The 19,368-nt window shown below is 64.8% G+C and carries 18 protein-coding genes; 10 read left to right on the forward strand and 8 right to left on the reverse strand.

Features of this window, described 5'->3' with window-relative positions:
* Positions 1-10: 10 nt before the first annotated feature.
* The gene (gene ppc / locus AB7E19_RS08835; RefSeq protein WP_043152777.1) at positions 11-2,644 is read left to right on the forward strand and encodes a phosphoenolpyruvate carboxylase; all 2,634 of its coding nucleotides are present in this window, start codon (positions 11-13) and stop codon (positions 2,642-2,644) included.
* A gap of 166 nt (positions 2,645-2,810) precedes the next feature.
* Here the strand turns inward: ppc and AB7E19_RS08840 are convergent, their stop codons facing one another.
* Positions 2,811-4,292 (reverse strand): GGDEF domain-containing protein, encoded by a 1,482-nt coding sequence (locus AB7E19_RS08840; RefSeq protein WP_214005168.1) that lies wholly within the window; start codon positions 4,290-4,292, stop codon positions 2,811-2,813.
* A gap of 181 nt (positions 4,293-4,473) precedes the next feature.
* On the opposite strand from AB7E19_RS08840, the gene ybaK reads away from it, so the two are divergent.
* On the forward strand, positions 4,474-4,944 hold the full coding sequence (ybaK, locus tag AB7E19_RS08845; RefSeq protein WP_010675694.1) for a Cys-tRNA(Pro) deacylase: 471 nt from the start codon (positions 4,474-4,476) through the stop codon (positions 4,942-4,944).
* Between the two features lie 127 nt (positions 4,945-5,071).
* Here ybaK and AB7E19_RS08850 read toward each other — a convergent pair whose 3' ends face one another.
* Genes AB7E19_RS08850 through AB7E19_RS08860 form a run of 3 tightly spaced genes read right to left on the reverse strand, consistent with a single transcriptional unit; the run spans position 5,072 to position 6,752 of the window.
* The gene (locus tag AB7E19_RS08850; RefSeq protein ID WP_409070738.1) at positions 5,072-5,800 is read right to left on the reverse strand and encodes a GNAT family N-acetyltransferase; all 729 of its coding nucleotides are present in this window, start codon (positions 5,798-5,800) and stop codon (positions 5,072-5,074) included.
* A 28-nt stretch (positions 5,801-5,828) separates the two neighbouring features.
* Positions 5,829-6,266, reverse strand: coding sequence for a rhodanese-like domain-containing protein (locus AB7E19_RS08855; protein WP_042878345.1), 438 nt, complete (start codon positions 6,264-6,266; stop codon positions 5,829-5,831).
* An 18-nt stretch (positions 6,267-6,284) separates the two neighbouring features.
* Entirely contained in the window at positions 6,285-6,752 is a 468-nt protein-coding gene (locus AB7E19_RS08860) for an OsmC family protein (protein ID WP_182956759.1), read from the reverse strand.
* A 252-nt stretch (positions 6,753-7,004) separates the two neighbouring features.
* Between AB7E19_RS08860 and AB7E19_RS08865 the strand changes: the two genes are divergently transcribed.
* From AB7E19_RS08865 to AB7E19_RS08875, 3 genes are all read left to right on the forward strand, one after another.
* Positions 7,005-8,432, forward strand: a complete 1,428-nt coding sequence (locus AB7E19_RS08865) for a PLP-dependent aminotransferase family protein (protein WP_322131870.1) — start codon at positions 7,005-7,007, stop codon at positions 8,430-8,432.
* 153 nt (positions 8,433-8,585) lie between these two features.
* Positions 8,586-9,419: a hypothetical protein gene (locus tag AB7E19_RS08870; protein WP_080944108.1), complete on the forward strand. Its 834-nt coding sequence runs from the start codon at positions 8,586-8,588 to the stop codon at positions 9,417-9,419.
* Positions 9,403-10,233, forward strand: a complete 831-nt coding sequence (locus AB7E19_RS08875; RefSeq protein WP_322131871.1) for a transporter substrate-binding domain-containing protein — start codon at positions 9,403-9,405, stop codon at positions 10,231-10,233. Before AB7E19_RS08870 ends, AB7E19_RS08875 begins: the two co-directional genes overlap by 17 nt.
* 17 nt (positions 10,234-10,250) lie before the next feature.
* Here AB7E19_RS08875 and AB7E19_RS08880 read toward each other — a convergent pair whose 3' ends face one another.
* Positions 10,251-11,126 (reverse strand): LysR family transcriptional regulator, encoded by an 876-nt coding sequence (locus AB7E19_RS08880; RefSeq protein WP_039040573.1) that lies wholly within the window; start codon positions 11,124-11,126, stop codon positions 10,251-10,253.
* A 128-nt stretch (positions 11,127-11,254) separates the two neighbouring features.
* Between AB7E19_RS08880 and AB7E19_RS08885 the strand changes: the two genes are divergently transcribed.
* Positions 11,255-11,656: a CidA/LrgA family protein gene (locus AB7E19_RS08885; RefSeq protein WP_039040574.1), complete on the forward strand. Its 402-nt coding sequence runs from the start codon at positions 11,255-11,257 to the stop codon at positions 11,654-11,656.
* The gene (locus tag AB7E19_RS08890) at positions 11,649-12,338 is read left to right on the forward strand and encodes an LrgB family protein (RefSeq protein WP_010675703.1); all 690 of its coding nucleotides are present in this window, start codon (positions 11,649-11,651) and stop codon (positions 12,336-12,338) included. Before AB7E19_RS08885 ends, AB7E19_RS08890 begins: the two co-directional genes overlap by 8 nt.
* A 67-nt stretch (positions 12,339-12,405) precedes the next feature.
* Here the strand turns inward: AB7E19_RS08890 and AB7E19_RS08895 are convergent, their stop codons facing one another.
* Both AB7E19_RS08895 and metB read right to left on the reverse strand, forming a co-directional pair.
* Positions 12,406-14,859, reverse strand: a complete 2,454-nt coding sequence (locus AB7E19_RS08895; RefSeq protein ID WP_408763073.1) for a bifunctional aspartate kinase/homoserine dehydrogenase II — start codon at positions 14,857-14,859, stop codon at positions 12,406-12,408.
* Positions 14,859-16,037 (reverse strand): cystathionine gamma-synthase, encoded by a 1,179-nt coding sequence (metB, locus tag AB7E19_RS08900; RefSeq protein WP_010675705.1) that lies wholly within the window; start codon positions 16,035-16,037, stop codon positions 14,859-14,861. Before metB ends, AB7E19_RS08895 begins: the two co-directional genes overlap by 1 nt.
* A gap of 223 nt (positions 16,038-16,260) precedes the next feature.
* Between metB and metJ the strand changes: the two genes are divergently transcribed.
* The 3 genes from metJ to AB7E19_RS08915 all read left to right on the forward strand — a co-directional run bounded on the left by metJ (position 16,261) and on the right by AB7E19_RS08915 (position 17,801).
* The gene (metJ, locus tag AB7E19_RS08905) at positions 16,261-16,584 is read left to right on the forward strand and encodes a met regulon transcriptional regulator MetJ (RefSeq protein WP_005327165.1); all 324 of its coding nucleotides are present in this window, start codon (positions 16,261-16,263) and stop codon (positions 16,582-16,584) included.
* A gap of 35 nt (positions 16,585-16,619) precedes the next feature.
* Entirely contained in the window at positions 16,620-17,378 is a 759-nt protein-coding gene (locus tag AB7E19_RS08910; protein ID WP_052815545.1) for an AraC family transcriptional regulator, read from the forward strand.
* A gap of 84 nt (positions 17,379-17,462) precedes the next feature.
* Positions 17,463-17,801, forward strand: coding sequence for a tRNA-binding protein (locus AB7E19_RS08915; RefSeq protein WP_010675707.1), 339 nt, complete (start codon positions 17,463-17,465; stop codon positions 17,799-17,801).
* A gap of 84 nt (positions 17,802-17,885) precedes the next feature.
* Here AB7E19_RS08915 and AB7E19_RS08920 read toward each other — a convergent pair whose 3' ends face one another.
* Positions 17,886-19,154: an aromatic amino acid transport family protein gene (locus AB7E19_RS08920; RefSeq protein WP_322131123.1), complete on the reverse strand. Its 1,269-nt coding sequence runs from the start codon at positions 19,152-19,154 to the stop codon at positions 17,886-17,888.
* Positions 19,155-19,368: the final 214 nt, after the last annotated feature.

The raw sequence follows: 19,368 nt of genomic DNA on the forward strand, positions 1-19,368 counted from the left end.
AGGATGTGGAATGAACGAAAAGTACGCCGCACTACGGGCCAACGTAGGCATGTTGGGCCAACTGCTGGGTAAATCCATCAAGGATCATCAGGGGCAGGCCTTCCTCGACAAGATTGAGACCATTCGCCAACTGGCCAAGTCTTCCCGCAAGGGGAACGAGGCTGACAGAGAGCGCCTGCTCGACACCCTGCGTACCCTCTCCGATGACGAATTGCTGCCAGTGGCCCGTGCCTTCAGCCAGTTCCTCAACCTGGCGAACGTGGCGGAGCAGTTCCACACCATCTCCCGTCGCTGCGAAGAGCAGGTCTGCACCCCGGACCCGCTGGAGCAGATGTTCGACAAGCTGAAAGCCTCCAACCTGTCCCAGGAGGCCATCATCCAGGCCGTGCGCGAGCTGGACATCGATCTGGTGCTGACCGCTCACCCCACCGAGGTGACCCGTCGTACCCTGATCCACAAGCACGTGCAGCTCAACGACTGCCTCGAGGCCCTGGAACTCTCCGATCTGCTGCCCCGCGAGCGGGACAAGATCCAGAGTCGCATCGAGCAACTGGTCAACCAGGCCTGGCACACCAACGAGATCCGCGAACAGCGCCCGACCCCGGTGGACGAAGCCAAGTGGGGCTTCGCCGTGGTGGAAAACAGCCTGTGGCCGGCCATCCCCGAATTCATGCGCAATCTGGACGAGCGCCTGCAACACCATCTGGGTGTGCGGTTGCCGCTGGACGCCGCGCCGGTCAAGTTCACCTCCTGGATGGGCGGTGACCGCGACGGCAACCCCTTCGTCACCGCCAAGGTGACCGCCGAAGTGCTGGAGCTGGGCCGCTGGATGGCGGTGAGCCTGTTCTACAAGGACATCAAGGAGCTCACCTCCGAGCTCTCCATGGCCGATTGCACCGACGCCGTGCGTGCCAGGGTCGGCGACAATCCCGAGCCCTATCGCGCCCTGGTGCGTGAGCTGCGCGAGCAACTGCGCGAGACCCAGGAGTACCTGACTGCCAAGGTACAGGGCCAGGCGAGCGAGAGCCGGGATCTGGTCAAGAGCACCGCCCAGCTGCGCGAGCCCCTGGAGCTCTGCTACCACTCCCTGCATGCCTGCGGCATGGGCAATATCGCCGACGGCATGCTGCTGGACGTGCTGCGCAAGCTGGCCTGCTTCGGCATCCACCTGGTCAAGCTGGACATCCGTCAGGATGGCGAGCGTCACGGCCAGGTCTTCTCCGAGCTGACCCGCTACCTGGGTGTGGGCGACTACGCCGAGTGGAGCGAAGAGGACAAGCAGGCCTTCCTGCTGCGCGAGCTGAACTCCCGCCGCCCCCTCATCCCGAGCGACTGGGATCCCAGTGCCGAGACCCGCGAGACCATCGACACCTGTCGCGTCATCGCCCAGCACGACCCCGATGCGTTCGGCATCTACATCATCTCCATGGCCGGTGCCCCGTCCGATGTCTTGGCGGTCCAGCTGTTGCTGAAGGAAGCTGGCTGCAAGTTCCGCATGCCGGTTGCCCCGCTGTTCGAGACCCAGGAAGACCTGATGGCGGGCACCGCCGTGATGGAACGCCTGCTGTCGGTGGACTGGTATCGCGGTTACATTCAGGGCCGTCAGTACGTGATGATCGGCTACTCCGACTCCGCCAAGGATGCGGGCATGATGGCCGCAGGCTGGGCCCAGTACGCCGCCATGGAATCCCTGGTGGCGCTGGCTGAAGCCAACAACATCCGCCTCACCCTGTTCCATGGCCGCGGCGGTACCGTCGGCCGTGGCGGCGCCCCTGCCCATCAGGCGATCCTGTCGCAACCCCCGGGATCCCTGCGCGGCGGCCTGCGAGTCACCGAACAGGGGGAGATGATCCGCTTCAAGTTCGGCCTGCCGAAAGTGGCCATCCAGAGCCTGAACCTCTACACCAGCGCCGTGCTGGAGGGGAACCTGCTGCCACCGCCCAAGCCGAAAGAGAGCTGGCGCGCCGTGATGGAGCAGCTGGCATCTGTCTCCTGCGATCACTACCGCAGTATCGTGCGCGGTCACCCGGACTTCGTGCCTTACTTCCGTGCCGCCACCCCGGAGATGGAGCTCGGCAAGCTGCCGCTCGGTTCCCGCCCCGCCAAGCGCAAGCCCAACGGCGGTGTCGAGAGCCTGCGCGCCATCCCCTGGATCTTCGCCTGGACCCAGAACCGGCTGATGCTGCCGGCCTGGCTCGGCGCCCACAAGGGATTGCAACAGGCCATCGACGACGGCCAGAAGAGCGTGCTGGACGAGATGAGCCGCCAGTGGCCCTTCTTCCGCACCCGTCTCGAAATGCTGGAGATGGTGTTCCTCAAGGCCGACCTCTGGCTGGCGGAATACTATGACACCCGCCTGGTGCCGGAGAACCTGTGGGCACTCGGCACGCAGCTGCGTCAGGAGCTTGCCGACTCCATCGAGGTGGTGCTGAAACTGCGCCCGCAGGGCGACCTGCTGGACGATCAGCCCTGGATCAAGGAGTCCATCAAGCTGCGCAACCCCTACACAGACCCGCTCAACGTGCTGCAGGCCGAGCTGCTCAATCGCTCCCGCAACCACCCGGAGACCCTGCACCCCGAGCTGGATCAGGCGCTGATGGTCACCATCGCCGGCATCGCCGCCGGCATGCGCAACACCGGCTGATCCCGGACCGTTGCAAACAAGGGCGCCCCGGCGCCCTTTTTCGTCCCTGCCGATCACGGGGATCCCGATATTGCCGCCAGCACAGCCCCCTCTAAGGGAAAAAAGCATCCACAACAAACAGGGCGCCATGATGGCGCCCTGTTTTATTTCACGATATAGCCTCTCATCAGGAGACCTGGTTGCGACCCCGACGTTTTGCCTCGTAAAGTCGCTGGTCCACGCATTGAAGCCAGTCATCCATGCGCCTGTAACTCATCTGATAGGGCGTGAGCCCCACGCTGATGGTGACGGTGATCGCCTGGTGCTGGTACAGGAAGGTGTGCTGCTCCACCTGGCGCCGGATGCGCTCCATGATGGTGTGGGCCTCCTCCAGGGTCGTGCCCCGCAGCAGCAGGATGAACTCCTCCCCGCCAAATCGCGCCACCAGATCCTTGCTGCGCACCGCCTGCATCAGGAGCCCCGCCAGCGACGCCAGCACGGCATCTCCGGCAAGGTGTCCATATACATCATTGATTTGCTTGAAGAAGTCGATATCTATCAAGGCCAGGCAGCAGGCCTCCCCTTCGGCGGGATGGTGCTGGACGTGATCCAGCAACACGTTGGCCTGCTGGAAAAAGCTGCTGCGGTTGGGCAGCTTGGTCAAGAAGTCGTGCTCGGCGTTGAAGCGCAGCACCCGCTCCATGCGGCTGCGCTCGTCCTCCAGGTTGCGGGCGTGGATAAGGGTGCCAAGGGCCGTGGTGAGGGGCTCGAGCAGGCTGACATGGGTCTCGTCAAAGCCGCCCGGGCGGTTGGCCAGGGCGATCATGCCGATCGCCTCCCCCTTGTGGCGGATGGGAATGCCTAGGAAGCTCTCCAGGTGTGGATGACCACGGGGGGAGACACCGCGACTGGCTGGATGGCTCGGCAGATCGTTGCAGCACACCAGGGTATTGTGGGTCACCACGTGCCCAAACAGGTTGTCGAGCTTGCTGAAGATGAGCCCGCCCCGACTCTGGCGCTGCTGCTCATACCAGGCGTGGGTCGCCTCGTCCCAGGAGACATTGGAGATGGAGGGGACATAGAGACTGGGACGACCATCCTCGTACTGGATGATGCCGATGAAACCATAGGAGCTCTCGCTCACGCTCAGCAGGCGCTCGAAGACGGTATCGCAGGCGGAGCCGAGATTGCGATCGAGCAGAAAACTCTGGTGCGCGGCCACCACGATGTCAAACAGCTGGCTCTGCTGCTCGACCCGCTGCTTGGCCATCACAGCCGAGGTAATGTCGTGCGCCAGCTTGACCACCCCCAGCAGGGTGCCGGCCTCGTCGCTCACGGGCATGTAGGTGGCATGGAGCCAGAGGGGGTTGCCACCTTGCCTGACCCGGCGAAACTCCCCCGACTGGATCTCGCCACCCAATACCCTCTGCCAGAAGAGATCATGCTCGGCCTGCAGATCCGGCGGCAAGAGCATGAGATGGGACTGGCCCAACAGCGCTTCGGGGGGATAACCCAGCATGTCGCAAAACAGGGGATTGACCGACACCATGCGACCATCGAGATCGAACTCGACCATGCCATAGGCCCGATCAAGGGCGGTCAGCCTGGCGAGGGTCTCATATCGATCCATCGCGTCGATATCGCGAGCGCAAAGTGCTGTGGTATTCATGGCTACGATTCCTTTCGATCGCCGGCGCATTGCATTGGAATGCGGGGACAAGTGCCCAAATCATAGGATCCGGCACCCGGTTACGCTAACACAGGCCCCGATTGGGTGTGAAGACTGGTTCTTGCCACATCCGGCTCCCGGGCGCAGACTGTCTGGCCTTGCCACGGTTCGAGGAGACCCCATGACACCCGCCATCAACTTGCTGAAAAAGCTCAAGATCCCCCACAGGCTCTACCCCTACGAGTGCGAAGCCCACGACGACTTCGGCAAGCATGCCGCTACCCAGCTGGGTCTGCCTGAGGCGCAGGTGTTCAAGACCCTGCTCGCCCATCACGACAAGCAGGCGGTGGTGGCCATCGTGCCCTCCTCGGGCATGTGCAGCCTCAAGCAGCTCGCCAAGGCCACCGGGCTCAAGAAGGTGGAGATGATGAAGCCGGCGGAAGCCGAAAAGCTGACCGGCTACAAGGTGGGCGGCATCAGTCCCCTGGCCCAGAAGAAGCTGCTGCCCACCGTGCTGGACGACTCCGCCATGGCCTTCGACGAGATCCTGGTGAGCGGTGGCAAGCGGGGGCTCTCGGTCGGCGTGGCCCCCGGGGACATGGTCCGGCTGATGAACTGGATTGCGGCCCCCATCGGCGATCATCACGACTGAGCAAATAAAAGAGGCGCCATGACTGGCGCCTCTTGCGTCTGGATGTCGGATCTGGCGCCTGTGTGCGAAGGATACCCAAAGCCCCGGCACCGGAAACCGCCCCGTCCCGGCGGGTGATCTGCCGCCCTCAACACGCCGCAGAGCGGCAGGCGGCGGTCAGTTCGGAGAGTCGGCGACGCTGACGCCCGGCATGGTCGAAGTTGCCGTCCTCCAGCCAACGCTCGAAGCACCCTTTCAGGGCGGGCCACTCGCTGTCGATGACGGAGAACCAGGCCGTATCCCGGTTGTGTCCCTTGTCCACCCGCGCCTGACGGAAGGTCCCCTCATAGTGAAAGCCGAGGCGCAGGGCCGCCTGGCGCGAAGGCAGGTTCAGGGCATTGCACTTCCACTCATAGCGCCGGTATCCCAGAGCAAAGGCATTGGCCATCAGCAACACCATGGCCGCCGTCGCCAGCCGTGACTGCTGCATGGCGGGGGAGAAGTGCAGCCAGCCCACCTCGATGCTGCCCGCCAGGGGATCGATGCGCAGGTAGCTCGCCAGTCCCAGCGCCCGTCCGCTCCCCTCGTCGATGATGCCGTAGAACTGGGGATCCCGCTTGGTGGCGACCTCCCGCAGCCAGACCTCCATGGCGGTCTCGTCCGCGAAAGGGCCGCTGGTCAGGTAAGTCCACATGGCCCCGCTGTCGGCACCGAACGCCTGCCACAGATCATCCAGGTGGCGCTCGGGATCAAGGGGCTCGAGACGACAGCCCCAGCCATGCAGTGCGCGGTGGGGAGGGAACTCGGCGCCACGCCATTCTGGCAGCGCACGCCCCAGAGGCTGCCCAAAGTCGTTGAAAAGGGCGGCGCCGGACAGGGAGGCATCGCCCCCCTCATTGCAACGTTCAACAGGCACAGGCAATTCCCCCTTCCAGCAGCACTCCGGGCTCGCTGCCCGTGGCGACGGCGAAACCGTCCTGACGCCACCAGTGCAGGCCCCCTATCAGCTCCTTGACCTCAAACCCGAGGGACGCCAGCTTGTAGGCCCCCTGGGTCGAACCGTTGCAGCCGATGCCGTCGCAATAGCAGACATACACCAGGTTCCGGTCCAGTACCGCCGTGGTCGACGCCGTCATGGTCCTGTGGGGGAAGGAGATGGCGCCGGGAATGTGCCCCTCGGCATAGTGTGCGGGGGAGCGGGTATCGATGACCACGATCCCCGCCGCCCCGGCCAGCAGATCGGCGGCCAGATCCGCCGGATCGGTACGAAACTTCAGCTGGGCCTCGAAAAAGGCGCTGGCTTCGGCGGCCCCTGCCACCCCTGTGCTCAATACATGACTCATCCTGAACGCTCCTGATGACTAGATGACGATCTCTGTGGTGACGACGGTGTTGACCGAGTTGGCGATGAAGCACTCCTCATGGGCCTGGTGGTGCAACTGCTCCAGATCCGCCAGGGCGGGCTCCCGCTCTCCCCCGAAGATCACCCTGGGACGCAGGGTGACCCGGGTCATGGCGAGGCGACCTTGCCCGTTTTTCGCCATGATGCCGACCGCTTCGTCCCGGTAGCTCTCTACCCGATAGCCCGCCTTCGCCGCCAGCCAGAGAAAGGTGAGCATGTGGCAACTGGAGAGGGCCGCCACAAACGCCTCTTCCGGGTCCACATGTTCCGCCACCGAGTAAGGCAGCGGCACCACATGGGGAGAGGAGGAGGCCGGCACCCTGACCCCGCCATCAAACGCCCACTCATGGGACCGGCTGTAACGCTGATCGACGAAGGGCTCGTGCTCCCCCCGCTGCCAACTGATGGTGGCACTGTATTCCGACATGCAGACTCCTTGTGTTGCCAATCCGTGCCGCCCGCTGGCGCCACCCTGTGACCACCAATGTAGCGACAAAATGGCCTTGCCACGCCGACCAATTTTGCCAATATGGGCAGACCAATTTCATCGAGCCGCCACCATGACCATCCACCCCACCCGCTCTGCCCGTCGGTCGCCAGCCCCACTGCCGCGCCATGCCCTGCGGGCAGGCTCCCCGCCTCGAAAGAGGTACAACCCCCGCGCCAACGGGAGCACACCATGACCGTTCTGCCAACGCTCTTCGCCAGCCAGCAGCAAGGGGATCTGCCCCTGCACGAACAACTGGTGCGTACCCTACGCGAGGCCATCCTGGCGGGCCACCTGCCCCTGCACAGCCGCCTCCCCGCCAGCCGTCTCCTGGCCCGGGATCTCGGTATCTCCCGCAGCACGGTGGAACTGGCCTATGGCCGGCTCGAGGCGGAGGGGTATCTGGTGCGCAAGGTGGGCGCCGGCAGCTTTGTCGCCCTGGCGGCGGTGCGCCCCGCGCCGCGCCCGCCCCAGTCAGCGGCGGGCCTCTCCCGTCGCGGTCAGGAGATGGCCCAGGGTGGCGCCTGTCACGACGTGCCCGAGGTGGGCACCACCTTTGCTTCCAGCCAGCCGGATCCCCGTCTCTTCCCCCAGGCACTCTGGGGTCGGCTGATACAGCAACAGTGGCGCCAGCGCGCCAGCGACTGGATGAACTACGGGGATCCCCAGGGGCTTGGGGAACTTCGCGCCGCCATCAGCAGCTATCTGGTGCAGTCACGCGGCGTGGTGTGCGAGCCGGATCAGATCCTGATCCTCACCAGCTCCCAGCAGGGGATCCTGCTGGCGACCCAGTTGCTCATCGATGCCGGTGACACCGTCTGGGTCGAAGACCCCGGTTATCCCGGGGCTCGCACCGCCATGGAGAGCGCCGGTGCCCGGGTGCATCCGGTGCCGGTGGATGAAGAGGGACTCAACCCTCATGGGGATCATCCTGCGCCGCGCCTCATCTATTGCACCCCGGCACACCAGTACCCCCTTGGCGTCCCCATGAGCCTGCCCCGCCGCATGGCGCTGCTGGCCGAGGCAGAGCGTCACGGCGCCTGGATCCTGGAGGACGATTACGACGGGGAGTACCAGTATGATCAGCGTCCCCTGCCCGCCCTGCAGGGGCTCGACGGCCAGGGGCGGGTGATCTATGTGGGCACCTTCAGCAAGGTGCTGTTCGGCTCGCTGCGCCTCGCCTACCTGGTGCTGCCCAGGCCGCTGATGGACTCCTTCTGCCGCGCCCGGGCCGCCGTCGACGGCCACAGCAACCAGTTGCAGCAAGCGGTCACGGCAGACTTCATCCGGGGCGGGCACTTCGCCACCCACCTGCGCCAGAGCCGCCTCCTCTACCAGAGCAGACGGGATCTGCTGCTGGCGGAACTGGCAGAGCACTGCCCAGGGCTTACTCCCATCCACAGCGGCGCCGGCCTGCAGTGCGCCGTGCTGCTGCCCCCCGGCGGCGAGGCGCGCTGGACCGATGCCGCCAACGCCTGCGGGCTGGGGCTGCGCCATCTGGGCCAGTTCTACCTGGGCCCGCAGACACTGGAAGGGTGGCTGCTCGGCTTTGGCTGCCTCGACAACCAGACGCTGCGCCAGCTATGTCGTCGCCTGGGTCTCTTGATGAAATCCGCATGACCCCCTTCTCAAGAGGTCAGATCTGCCAGAGCCTGATAGCGCTGTGTCGACGGGAATGGCCCGTCTATACTGGGCACAATCCCGTTGCCGAACCCGGTCAAGATGCATCGAATCCTGCTCCTTTTGCTCGCCCTCTCCCTCCCGTCCCTCACGATGGCGGCCACCCGCTTCACCCTGATCACCGGGGAAACCCAACAGGATGTCCGCATGAATTATTACCGGGCGGCGATGCGGCTGGCGCTGGAGAAAACACGGCCCGATTACGGCGACTATGAACTGCTCGACGCCATCAGGATGAACAAGGCGAGGATGCGGCTCGAAGTGCAAACGCCGGGCAAGAATGCCCTCTTCATCGTCGACAGCTGGCCCCAGGAGATCCCTCAACCCGGTGTCACCCTGGTCCCCTTCCCCATCGATCTGGGCGTGCTCGGCTACCGGGTCTGTTTTGTCGGCAGCGCCCGTGCCCAGGCCCTGGCCGGGGTTCACACCCTGTCCCAGTTGCAGCAGTTCACGCAAGGGGTGGGCACAGGCTGGCGGGATGCCGACATCCTGCGCTACAACGGCTTCAGGGTGCAGGAGGTGGATAACTATGAGTCACTGTTTCGCCTGGTGGCCCGTGGCCGGATCGATCTCTTCTGCCGTGGTGCCAACGAGATATTGAGCGAGTGGAAAAACCACAGACCCGGCCTGCCGGGGCTGACCGTGGATAGCCATGTCGCCCTCTTCTATCCGCTCATCCACTCCCTCTACAGCCACGCCACCTACAGCAAGGAGCGCGAGCGCCTTTTGCGCGGCCTGCAACTGGCATGGAAAGATGGCTCCCTGCAGCGCCTCTGGCGCCATCATTTCCAGCCTTCCCTGGTCTTTGCCCGGCTCGATTCACGCCAGATCTTCCGGCTGACCAACCCGCAGTTGCCCGACGAGAGCACCGACTACCGCTCCTATCTCTATGACCCGATGAGGGATGACTTTGGCATCGCTCCCTGACTGGCTCGCCGGTTCTCCCCTATCAGGCAAGCTCCCCTTGCGCACTCTCTGCCTGACGCTGCTGTCCTGGTTGCTGCCGACCTGCGTCATGGCCGCCCCCGGCAGCATTCGTGCCTGCATGGAGAACAGCAATTCGCCTCCCTGGTTGCTGATGTCCGGCGAGGGGATAGTGCAGTTCCACCTCAAGGAGGTGGCAAACCGGATCGGGCATCCCATCATTCTCACCCCCCTGCCCTGGAAACGCTGCCTCTCCCTCGTCAGCCAGGGCCAGCTCGATGCCGCCGTCAAGCTGAGCTACAGCGAAGAGCGTGCTCGCACCATAGGGGTCTATCCCATGCGACAGGGGGCACCTGATCCCGCCAAGCGCCTGCTTACCGAGAGCTACAGCCTCTACCAGCCAAAAGGCGGACAGGTTCGCTGGGATGGCCGGCAGCTCGTCGCCCATGGCGTCATTGCGGCGCAATCCGGCTTCTCCATCGTCGCCCAGCTGCAGGAACGCGGTGTCAGGGTGGATGACTCCAGCAGGGAGCCACTGATCCTGCTCAAGAAGGTCGCGATGCAGCGCGCCGTTGCCGCCGCCCTGCAAACCGGGGTCGCAGAACGGACCCTGGCCGCCCACCCGCAGTTGCAGGCCACACTCGAGCGGATCACCCCTCCCCTGGTCGAAAAACCCTACTACCTCATCTTCTCCCACCCCTTCCATCAAGCCCACCCCGATCTCAGCCAACAGGTGTGGGACGAGATTGAGGAGGTGCGACACTCCGCAGCCTATGCCCGCTTCGTCACAGGCATGGCGTCACCGGGGACCCCCTAACCCGAGTCCCCCCTCCCTCAGCCCTGCTCGCGGCACAGGGCAAGCCAGGCCTCGGCGGTGCGGGAGAGGTAGCGATCCCCTGGCCAGATCACCCCGAGTCGCCAGCTCAGCGCCGGGGCCAGAGGGCGCAACACCAGGCCGTCCGGCGTTAGCCGCCGGCAGATGGGCTCCGGCAGGAAGGCGACCCCCATGCCGCTTCGCACCATGGCGGTGAGGAAGTCCCACTGGCTGCTGCGGGCCGCCACCTGGGGCACGAACCCGGCTTGCTCGCAGGCCTGCTCCAGCCGCTCGCTCAGGGTGAAGGCCTGGGTATAGAGCAGGAAGGGTTCGTCCCGCAGAGCCTCCAGCCGGATCTCGCCCCCCTCGCGCCAGCGGGGCAGGTCCGGTAGCACCACCCGGATGGGGTAACTGTCCAGATCCAGGGCGCAGAGGGCCCCCTCTTCCCTGGTCGGCAGCATGGTGATGGCGAGATCCAGCTCCCCCGCCAGCACCGCCTGCTCGATGCGCCGCCCGCCATATTCGACGATGGATAGCTCCACACCGGGGTAGCGGCTGCGATAGGTACGAATGAGATCCGCATAGACATGGCCCACCATGGGCGGGATGCCGAGAGCAAGACGCCCGGATTGCAGGCTCTGCAGATCCGCCAGCTCCGCCTCCAGCTGCTGCATCTCCGCCAGGATGGTCTGGGCCCGATTGAACAGCACCTGGCCGCTGTCGGTCAGGGTGAAGCGGCGGCCAACCCGGCTCAGCAGGGGCTGGCCCAGCTCCTCTTCCATGTTGCGGATCATTTTGCTGATGGTGGGCTGGGTGACGAACAGCTTCTCGGAGGCGCGGGTGAAGCTCTGCTCCCGCACCAGCTCGACGAAGTAACGCAGGGCTCGAATATCCATGGTGCTCTCTTGACGGGGATGGCTGGCTAAATCATGCCTCTTTGGCATGATTTTGATAATTTAAATTCATTTTTTGCAGGTTTGGTCCCTCTCTATACTGTGAGCAGGTTCACAGAAAGACGCTTGCCATGAAAACCCTCTGCCTTCGCTGGTTGCAAACCCCCTTCCAAATCGCCCTGCTGGCGGCCATCTGGTTGCTGGCCGACATCGCAGTGCGCACCTTGCACCTGCCCCTGCCCGCCAACCTCACCGGCATGTTGCTGCTGCTGGTCTGCATCCTGCTCGGGGTGGTCAAGGCCCAGTGGTTCAGTGCCGGGGCCCGCTGGCTGCTGGCGGAGATGCTGCTCTTCTTCGTCCCCGCCGTGGTGGCCGTGGTCAACTATCAGGAGCTGCTGCTGCAGGAGGGGTGGCGCATCATGGTGGTCCTGATCGTCAGCACCGTGCTGGTGCTCGGCACTACGGCGCTGGTGGTGGACAGGGTCTATCGCCTCGAGCTGAAACTGGCCCGCCGGAGTCGCCGCCATGTCTGATACCCTGCTCGGCCTGCTCTGCTTCGCCCTGACCCTGCTCTTCTACTACGCCAGCAAGTGGCTCTATGGCAAAAAGCGCATCCTGCCCCTGATGCCGCTGCTGCTGGCCCCCACCCTGCTGGTGGCCGTGGTGATGCTGTTCCACATTCCCTACCGGGATTACATGGCCGAATCCCACTGGCTGCTCTGGCTGCTGGGCCCTGCCACCGTCGCCTTCGCGGTGCCCGTCTACGAGAATCGCCAGCTGATGCGCCGCCACTGGCTCTCCCTCTCGGTCGGGGTCGTGGCGTCCGTGGTAATGGCGGTGGGCAGCACAGTGCTGCTGGCCCGCTGGCTCAACCTCTCCGAGCTGTTGCAGCGCAGCATGGCCATGAGATCCATCACCACCCCCTTCGCGGTAGAGGCGACCCGTTCCGTGGGTGGCAACGCCGATCTCACCGCCCTGTTCGTGGTGCTGACCGGCGTCATCGGCATGGCGGTGGGAGAAAGCGTGCTCACCGTGCTCGCCATCCGCAGCCGCCTCGGCAAAGGCGCGGGCTTTGGTGCCTCGGCCCATGGGGCCGGGACAGCCAGGGCCTATCAGATGGGCAACGAGGAGGGGGTGGTCTCCAGCATGGTGATGATGATCGCCGGCATGGCCACCGTGCTGCTCGCCCCCCTCCTGGGCCGGCTGTTCTGGTAACTCCGCCACCCGATAACAGAAGAGGCGCCCTGGGGCGCCTCTTCTCATTGCATCGTGTCACGCAGCCTCAGAGGCTGGCGCAGATCTGCCAGAGATCGTACTGGATGGCGGCGGCCGTCACTTCCCGGCCCGCTCCCGGCCCCTGGATCACCAGGGGGTTGGTGCGATAGCTGTCGCTCTCGATGGCGAACACGTTGTCGCAGGGCAAGAGGTTGGCAAACGGGTGATGGGGCTCCAGCGCCTCCAGCCCGACGCGGGCCTTGCCGTCGTGCTCGAAGCGGGCGACATAACGCAGCACCTTGCCGACCCGGCGCGCCCCCTCGAAGGCGGTCTGGATAGGGTCATCCAGCTCCTTGAGCCTGTCCATGAACTGATCCGCAGTCACCTTGCGCAGGGCCACCGGCACCAGGTTCTCCAGCTCGATGTCGGCGGAGTCGAGTTCGAAGCCCGCCTCCCGCGCCAGGATGAGCAGCTTGCGGCGCACATCCTGACCGGAGAGATCCTCCCGGGGATCCGGCTCGGTCAGGCCGTGTTGCCACGCCTCGTCCACCAGTTCGGAGAAGGGGCGAGTGCCGTCATACTGCTGGAACAGCCAGGAGAGGGTGCCGGAGAAGATGCCGGAGACCCCCTGGATGCGGTCACCGCTCTGGCGCAGCATCTGGATGCTGGACTGGATGGGCAGCCCGGCCCCCACGGTGGCGTTGTAGCGCCATTGCACCTGATGGTCGCGGCAGGTCTGCTTGATGCGCTGGTAAAACTCGCTGTCGGCGGCACCGGCAAACTTGTTGGCGGCGATGATGTGGATGCCGAGCTGGGCAAAGTCCGGGTAGTAGCGGCTCACCGTCTCGCTGGCGGTCATGTCGAGCGCGATCAGAGAATCAAAACTGTGCTGCTCCAGCTGGGAGAGCAGCTCCGGCCAGATGAGCGGCTTGGGATGGAAGTTGTCCTGTACCTTGAGGGGATCCAGCCCCTCTTCGTCCAGCAGCCCGCCCTTGGAGTCGAAGACCCCGTAGAGGGTGAGCGCCAGATTGAGCTCATGCTCGAGGCGCGCCTTCTCGCGGGCGTAGAGCCCCAGCCAGTGACCGCCGATATTGCCCTTGCCGAACACCACCAGCCCGACCCGGGTCGGGCGGCTGAACAGAGCACTGTGCAGAGCGATGAGCAGCGGCTCCAGCACGATCTGGCGCAGCACGGCCACCAGGCTCAGGCCGTCTTTGGCCACCTGCACGAACTCCAGAGGCTGATCCGCCAGCAGCTGGTAGAAACGGTGGCACTGCTCGGCGTTGTCGGTGACGCCGGCCCCCACCAGGGCGACCAGGCTGAACCCCTCCTTCTGGATGAGGCCGGTAAAGTTGCCCTGCAACTGGAAGTCACGGAGCACCTCGAAGGCCCCTTGTGCCACCTCCAGGGTGTAGGCCAGACGCAGGACCCGTCGATCCGGCTGGCGCTGCAGGGTGAGCGGATGGAGGCGATGGCGGGCCAGATGGGCCTCGATGGCCGCCACTGTCTGCTCAAAGTCCGTCTGCGGCAGCACCTTGAGCTCGATGAGGGCTATCTGATCCACCGAGGAGACGATGCGGGCACCGCCGGAGCGGGGCGCACGGCGCAGGATGTGGGTGCAGCCTTCGTCCGGATTGTAGCTGCAGCGCAGGGTGAGGCGCTGACGGCTGTCGGCCACCGGCTGCAGGGTACGCGAATGCAGCACCGAGGAGCCCAGGCGCGCCAGCTCGTTGGCCTCGGCCAGGCTCAGGCGCTCCAGCAGACGCGCCTCTTTCACCCGGCGCGGGTCGGCACTGTAGACCCCGGCCACGTCGCTCCAGATGGTGGTGGACTCGCCGTCCGCCAGCGCCGCCAGGAGGCTGGCACTGTAGTCGGAGCCGTTGCGTCCCAGCAGCAGGGAACGCCCCTCCATGTCGGCGGCAATGAAGCCGGTCACCACGATGCGACCGGCGTGCTCGGCCAGCCGAGCCTTGAGCAGCTCGCTGGAGAGGGCGGTATCCACCTTGATGAGGGCGCCGTCTTCTGCGCGCAGGAAGCTGCGAGCATCGAGCCAGGCGGCCGCCTCACCCCGGCTGGTGAGCAGGGCAGCCAGCAGGCGGGCGGACCACACCTCGCCAAAGGCGAGCAGGCCGTTGCGCTCGAAGCGGTCAAACTGCCCCTCCAGGGTCTTGGCGATCAGCTGCATGTCACCCGTCAGTTGCTGGCTCAGATCGAGGTGAAGCTCCCCTTCCAGCAGGCCGTCGATCAGGCTTTGCTGATAGGCGTGCAGGGCGGTGATGGCTTCGCCTGCGGCCTCATCCCCCGCTTCCGCCAGCTCCACCAGCTGGATCAGCCGGTTGGTGGTCTTGCCCGCGGCGGAGACCACCACCAGCTCGTTGCCCCCCACCTGTTGCTCGACAATGCTGGCGACCCGGCGATAACAGACCGGATCCGCCAGGCTGCTGCCGCCGAACTTGTGTACATGGCGCCGCTTGAAGACTGCCTCTGTTGCCACCACACACTCTCCTTGTTGTTGTTCCATTACTTCACCTGCTCTGCCTGTTGTGCCAACTGCGCCTGTTCAAACCCCTGGGCCAGATCGGCCACCAGATCCTCACCGTGTTCGATCCCCACCGACAGGCGCAGCAACTGGGCACTGATACCCGCCGCCTGCTGGGCCGCAGGGGTCATGGCCCTGTGGGTCATGCTGGCCGGATGGGCCACCAGACTCTCCACCCCGCCGAGGGACTCCGCCACCGAGAAGAGGCGCAGCCCCGCGAGGAAGGCGCGCAGCCCCGTCTCGTTGCAATCGAGCTCAAAACTTAGCATGGCGCCAAAGCCGGACTGTTGACGGCGCGCAATGTCGTGGCCTGGATGGCTCGGCAGGCTGGGGTGATAGATACGCTTGACCAGCGGCTGCTGCTGCAAGAAGGCGAGGATACGATCCGTGTTCTCCTGATGGGTGCGCAGGCGCGGGGCCAGGGTGCGCAGGCCCCGCAGGGTGAGGTAGGAGTCAAAGGCACCGGAGGTGAGCCCCAGGCAGTTGGCCCACCACACCAGGGAGTCGGCCAGAGCCTGATCCTTGGCGATCGCCACACCCCCGACCACGTCGGAGTGGCCGTTGATGTACTTGGTGGTGGAGTGGACCACCACGTCGGCACCAAGGGCCAGGGGCTGTTGCAGCAAGGGGGAGAGGAAAGTGTTGTCCACCACCACCTGGGCCCCCACCCCGTGGGAGGCCTCGGCGATGGCGGCGATGTCCACCACCCGCAGCAGCGGGTTGGAGGGGGTCTCCACCCACACCAGTGCGGGTTTCTGGGCCAGCGCGGCGGCCAGCGCCACCTCGTCTCCCTGATCCACGAACTGCACCTGGTAGTGGCCCTTGGCCGCCAGATACTCGAACAGGCGCCAGGTGCCGCCGTAGCAGTCGTGGGGAGCGATCAGCAGATCCCCCGCCTTGAGCAGAGCCGTGGTCACCAGGTGAACGGCCCCCATGCCGGTGCCGGTCACCACGGCGCCGGCTCCCCCTTCCAGGGCCGCCAGGGCGTCCGCCAGATTGGTGCGGGTCGGGTTGCCGGAACGGGCATAGTCGTATTGACGGGGCTCGCCAAAGTCGGCAAAGGTGTAGTTGCTGGAGAGGTAGATGGGGGGCACCACGGCACCGTGCTGCGTATCTGTCTCAATCCCGGTGCGTACCGCCAGGGTGGCCTTGTGGGTCATGTCACTCTCCTTGATGGGTTGCCGGAGCCGGTCCGCCTCGTGGGTCGTCCAGCCCCGCTCTCATTTTCGCTGGCCGGACTGCCGGCCCATGGTGCACCACACTACGCCACCTTAAAAAAGCCGTCAACACTTCTAGACGTCTAAATGGCTTTGCTGTTGGATTGCCATTGAATTCCTTAAGGGTTAAAATCCGCGCTCACGGCCAAACGACTACAGGTGGAACATGGGTACAGAGTGGAACGGCGACTACGTCAGCCCCTATGCAGAGCACGGCAAGAAGAGCGAACAGGTCAAGAAGATAACCGTCTCGATCCCGCTCAAGGTGCTGAAGGTGTTGACCGATGAGCGCACCCGTCGCCAGGTGAACAACCTACGTCATGCGACCAACAGCGAGCTGCTCTGCGAAGCCTTCCTGCACGCCTTCACCGGCCAGCCGCTGCCCTGTGACGACGACCTGCGCAAGGATCACCCGGACAGCGTCCCCGCCGAGGCCCGCGCCATCATGGAAGCCCTTGGCAAAGAGATCGAAGACTTCGACGCCGAGTAATGCGGCTGCCCATGGCAAACGATGCATCCCTTTCAATGACGCGGCCCGGTGCCGCGTCATGCTTATCTGCCGCCTCCCCCTTCAGCCTGCGTCACTACCAGAGCGACATGCAGAGCCACAGTCATGACCACGCCCAGCTGGTGATCCCCCTCGTCGGTCCCCTCGAGATCGAGGTGCAGGGTCGGGGATGTCGTCTCGCCCCCGGTTTTGCCTGCATCATCGCCCCTGGCCTTCGCCACGACTACGCCGCCGACCCGGCGCACGTGTTTCTGGTGCAGGAGAGCCACTGGCTGCCGGCAGCCCTGGGGGACCACCCCTTCGTCGAGCTGGATGAGGCCCAGCGCCACTACCTCGCCTTCCTGCACCGCATGGTGGCCGAGGGGCGCCACGTGGCCGGCATGGATCAGGTGTGGCTCGGGCTGCTGACCGAGGGACGCGGCATGGGCCCCGCCGTCGCTCCCCGCATAGCCCCTCGTATCGCCAAGGTGCAGCGTCATATGGAAGCCCACCTCGCAGACCCCCTCACCAACGAGGAACTCGCCGCCATCGCCTGCCTCGGCCTGAGCCAGTTCAAACACGCCTTTCGCCAGCAGGTGGGCACGAGCGTCTCCCACTACCTCAGGATGCGGCGCATGGCGCTGGCCCGCACCCTGCTCGCCCGCACCCGGCTGCCAGTCGGCGAAGTGGCCAGCCGCTGCGGCTACCAGAACCAGGGAGCCTTTGCCGAGCGTTTCCTGGCCGAGACCGGACTGACCCCTTCCCTCTGGCGCCGGCAAAACGGCTGCCTGCCGTAATCGGTCGGCTCTTTGCCGAAGACAATTCCCGGGCACTCGAGGCATGCTGAGGCTCATGCAAGGTATGGGCAACGAGGAGCCAAGATGCAGACCATAAGCTGGCAGGATTTCGAGATGGTGGAGCTCAGGGTGGGCACCCTGGTGCGGGTCGAGCCCTTCCCCGAGGCGCGCCGCCCCGCCTACAAGGTGTGGGCGGATTTCGGCCCCGAGCTCGGGGTGCGCAAGAGCAGCGCCCAGATCACCGACCTCTATCGACCGGAGGATCTGGTGGGCCGCCAGATCGTCGCCGTGGTGAACTTTCCCCCCAAGCAGATAGGCCCCATCCAGTCGGAGTTTCTGCTGACCGGCTTCTATCGCCCGGATGGCGCCGTGGTGATCGCCATCCCCGAGCAGGCGGTGGAGAATGGCGCCAAGCTGGGGTGAGACGACGGCAAGGCAACCAGAGAGCAGAAGCAAGAGAGGCGACCCCCGGGGGTCGCCTCTCTTGCTTGATGCTGACGGCCTGGCTTATTTCAGCAGGCTGAACAGCAGGGCCGAGACCGCCAGGGCACCGGTCAGCAGGATGAAGCCGTTGACCCAACGGTGACGGAAGCCGGCCAGCGCCTCCACCTTGTAGATGGCCACCACCGGCATGATGAAGAGGATCATGGCGATGACAGGGCCGGAGAGGGTCTCCATCAACCCCAGAATGCCCGGGTTGATGATGGCGGCGCCCCAGATGGCGAAGAACATCAGGACGATGCCGAGCTTGTCCGCCTTCGCCAGCGGCAGGCCGGTGGGCTTGGCGATCAGGCTTTTCAGGCTCTCGCGGGCACCGAGGAAGTGGCCGAGGAAGGAGGAGCTGATGGCGATGAAGGCGATGAGCGGCCCCAGGGTCACGATCACCGGGTTGTCGGTGATGTTGGCGAGATAGGAGAGCACGGAGACGTTCTGGGCCTTGGCCTCGGCCAACTGAGCCGGGGAGAGGCTCAGCACGCAGGAGAAGACGAAGAAGAGCACGAATCCCACCAGCATGACGGTGGTGTTGCGCAGGATCAGGCCGCTCTTGGTTTCGGCCTGCTCCCCGTACTCCCGGCGCTGCACGTTGGCAAAGCCCGAGATGGCGGCGGCGTGGCTGAAGGCGAACACGGTGACCGGCAACGCCAGCCAGACGGTGTTGAGGAAACTCGTGCCTTCAAAGGCGGTCACTTCCGGCCACTGCCACTGGGGAATGAGGTAGCAGGAGAGGGCCAGCAGGATCGCCGCCAGCGGGTAGACCATGACGGCGAAGGCCCGCAACATCGCCTTCTCGCCGGCCAGCATCACGGCGATCATGGCGAACACCAGCACGCCGGAGAGCATCACCCGATCCGGGGAGGCCAGGCCGAGCTGGTTGACCATGAAGCTCTCCACCGTGTTGGTCAGCCCGACGCCGTAGATGAGCAGGATCGGGAAGATGGAGAGGAAATAGAGCGCCGAGATGAGGCGCCCGGCCATCTTGCCGAAATGCTCCTCGGCCACCTCGGTGAAGTCGGCCTGGGGGCGCGACGACGATAGCACGAAACGCGCCAGCCCGCGGTGGGCCAGGAAGGTCATGGGACCGGCCAGCACGGCGACGATGACGAGGGGCCAGATCCCCCCCAGACCCAGGTTGATGGGCAGGAACAGGATGCCGGCGCCGACGGCGGTGCCGAACAGGCTGATGACCCAGTGGGTGTCGTGGCGACGCCAGCCGGTGCTGGCCATGGTGGAGTGGGAACCGGACAGCTCCCGTGAGACGTCTGCAGATAAATTCATCGATAAATCACTTTTACGTAGTATTAAAATCTAAAAACATTGTGCTCCTTTAGCATTTAATTCTCAAAAATGGAGACTGGCAGATCTCACTGGCAAAGCCCTGTTCCACCAGTGAGATTGGGAGGAAATTTCACCCCGGATTATTCAATTAATCCTGAAATTAACCAAAAGTTAGGAATATAAAACCAAAATTAAAACCGACGTCGATTTTTTG

The sequence above is a fragment of the Aeromonas sp. genome, assembly GCF_050252055.1.
In the GTDB taxonomy this organism is placed as follows: Bacteria; Pseudomonadota; Gammaproteobacteria; order Enterobacterales; family Aeromonadaceae; genus Aeromonas; species Aeromonas caviae.